This is a genomic window from Paramagnetospirillum marisnigri (assembly GCF_001650715.1).
GTDB classification, from domain to species: domain Bacteria; phylum Pseudomonadota; class Alphaproteobacteria; order Rhodospirillales; family Magnetospirillaceae; genus Phaeospirillum; species Phaeospirillum marisnigri.
Genome location: NZ_LWQT01000114.1, coordinates 1 through 2,342, shown reverse-complemented (window position 1 = coordinate 2,342; position 2,342 = coordinate 1). Strand labels below are relative to the sequence as shown.

At 55.1% G+C, this 2,342-nt stretch carries 3 protein-coding genes; 1 reads left to right on the top strand and 2 read right to left on the bottom strand.

Annotated elements, in window-relative coordinates:
- Both A6A04_RS23510 and A6A04_RS19525 read right to left on the bottom strand, forming a co-directional pair.
- Positions 1–1,019 (bottom strand): methyl-accepting chemotaxis protein (locus A6A04_RS23510; RefSeq protein WP_068495699.1); only part of this gene is annotated, 1,019 nt, incomplete at its 3' end.
- A gap of 14 nt (positions 1,020–1,033) precedes the next feature.
- A complete protein-coding gene (locus tag A6A04_RS19525) occupies positions 1,034–1,573 on the bottom strand; it encodes a PAS domain-containing protein (RefSeq protein WP_068495698.1) in 540 nt (179 codons plus the stop codon).
- A gap of 167 nt (positions 1,574–1,740) precedes the next feature.
- Here A6A04_RS19525 and A6A04_RS19520 point away from each other — a divergent pair.
- On the top strand, positions 1,741–2,342 hold a 602-nt coding region (locus A6A04_RS19520; RefSeq protein ID WP_068495700.1), incomplete at its 3' end, for an Hpt domain-containing protein.

The window sequence follows — 2,342 nt, the reverse complement described above, 5'->3', positions numbered from 1 at the left end:
TTGATAGCTTCGGCGGCGACTTCCTGGATATGGGCCACCTGGGAGGTGATGTCTTCGGTTGCCCTGGCCGTTTGGTTTGCCAAGTTCTTGACCTCGTTCGCCACCACGGCAAAGCCCTTCCCGGCATCACCGGCACGAGCCGCTTCGATGGTGGCGTTGAGAGCCAAAAGATTGGTCTGGGCGGCGATGTCATTGATCAAGCTGACAATGGCTCCAATCCGTTGGGCGGCATCACTGAGGCCATGGACCGTCGTATCGGTACGAGACGCAACCCCGGCTGCTTCCGAGGCTACGGCGGCAGCACGATGGACCTGGGCACTGATCTCCTTAATGGAGGCAGAGAACTCCTCCACGGCAGAGGCCACGGCCTGGACGTTGACCGAGGCTTGTTCCGCCGCTGCGGCAACCGTCATGGCTTGATGGCTGGTGTCGGTGGACTGTGCCGACATGGCCCCCGAAGATGCTTCCAGTTCTGTGGCAGCGGCAGCCACTGCGTTCACCACCGGCTTTACCTGATTGTTGGCAAAGGCGATGAACTCAGCGTCCCTGGCTTCCATTCGCTTCAGAGCTTGGTTGATGGTCTTGGCATACAGAACAAAATCCCCACGCAAACCCGTGGTGATGATTCGGCGGTAATACCGACCATGATTGGCGGACTCGACTGCGGCGAATGCCTCTTTTCCAAAGGCTTCGGCGAGGTCCAGCAATCGGTTGATGTTGTGTTGCAGGACTCCAATGCCATCGCTGGCACGGACGTCCAGAATTCGAGCATTGAGGTCACCACTGGAGGACCGGCCAAGCACGTGGATCGCGGTGGAAAGATCACCTGCCATTCTTCGAGCAGAACCGCCGATCTTGATGCCTCCGACAACTCCAAGCAGGGATGCGACAATCACGACCCAAAGGGCGATACTCGAACCACCAAGCAGCCCGAATGTTCCCGCCAGTAAGCAGATCGCCGAAGGAACCAGCATCCCAAGGGATAAGGTTCGGGCATACAAGCCGAGGGTCGATTCCATGTGGCGGCCTCTGATCAATTTTCTGGTGTGATGGTGAAGATGAAGCGGTCATAGCTATCGAAGCCTGCCGTTGCTACGGCGTCGTTCAGCATTTTCCATGATCGCTCAAGCCCAACCTTTGAATCTGGATGGCGGCGTTCTTCTTCCAACAGCGAACGGTAAAGTGGCTTGATCGTCTCCAATGCGGCCTTCTCGGGCACCCGTCGATTGGAGTGATATCCGATGATCTGACCGGCAGCGTCGAGGTTCGGGGTGACATGGGCGAATACCCAGTAGTTGTCGCCATTCTTCGCCATGTTGTTCACATATGCGAATATCTCTCGGCCATCGACAATGGTGTCCCAAAGCAGTTTGAAGATGCATCGCGGCATTTCGGGGTGCCGTATGACCGAATGTGGCTTTCCCATCACCTCGGCCTCGGCATAGCCGCTCACTGTCAAAAACACATCGTTTACGTAGGTCAGCCGTCCTTTGGGATCGGTCTTGCTGACGATCAATTCGTCATGAGCAAAAGTTCGCTCGCGACCTGATGGAGTTTTACGGTCACCCGTCATCTCCGACACATCTCCTAGATTGAATGGATTATGAACATGGCCTGATGAGCATACTGAATCGATAAATGAATGGTAAACGATTGATATAAAGGTATCGCATCCGTTTATGAATTTCGATAGGGTTCTGAGCGACGACAAGCCGTAGACATTGTGAAATTGGGGGCACAATGAGCCGAGAAAGTGGACACGACCAGTTTGCGGTTTTCGATGAGATTCGAGACGAATTTTTCGATGACGCCATGGAGCGGCTTCGTGCCCTTGAATTCGTTCTGGATAACGGCCGCCAAGGCCGGATCACCCGCTCGGAACTGATTGGAAACTTTCGGCGGCTCGCCCTGTATCTGCGTGGACAGGCGGCTGGATTTGGCTTGAACGCCCTCTGTGCTATGGCCCACAAGCTCGACGAATATCTTGCGGACGCCCCTGAAACGCTGCCTCCGCGAATCTGGGCCGATCTCGAAACCTATATCGATGAGTTATCTAAACAGGTTGGTAGTCGCGGCACAGAAATCCAGCCCGATTTCTCCCGACTCCCACAAAAACTTGCTTCAACGCTGGATGATATCGAGATCAGACGCATCGAAGTGATGCTGGTTGCTCCCCATGGGGCACAGTCGCATTTCGTTGAACGTGAACTTCGCCAATGTGGCTACAGAACCTCGGTGGTCCCCGATACCGTCTTGGCGTTGTCGATGGTGGTTCAGACGAAACCAGACCTCATCATCATCTCGGCAGTCATGCCGGGGTTGGACGGAATCGATCTGGCGAT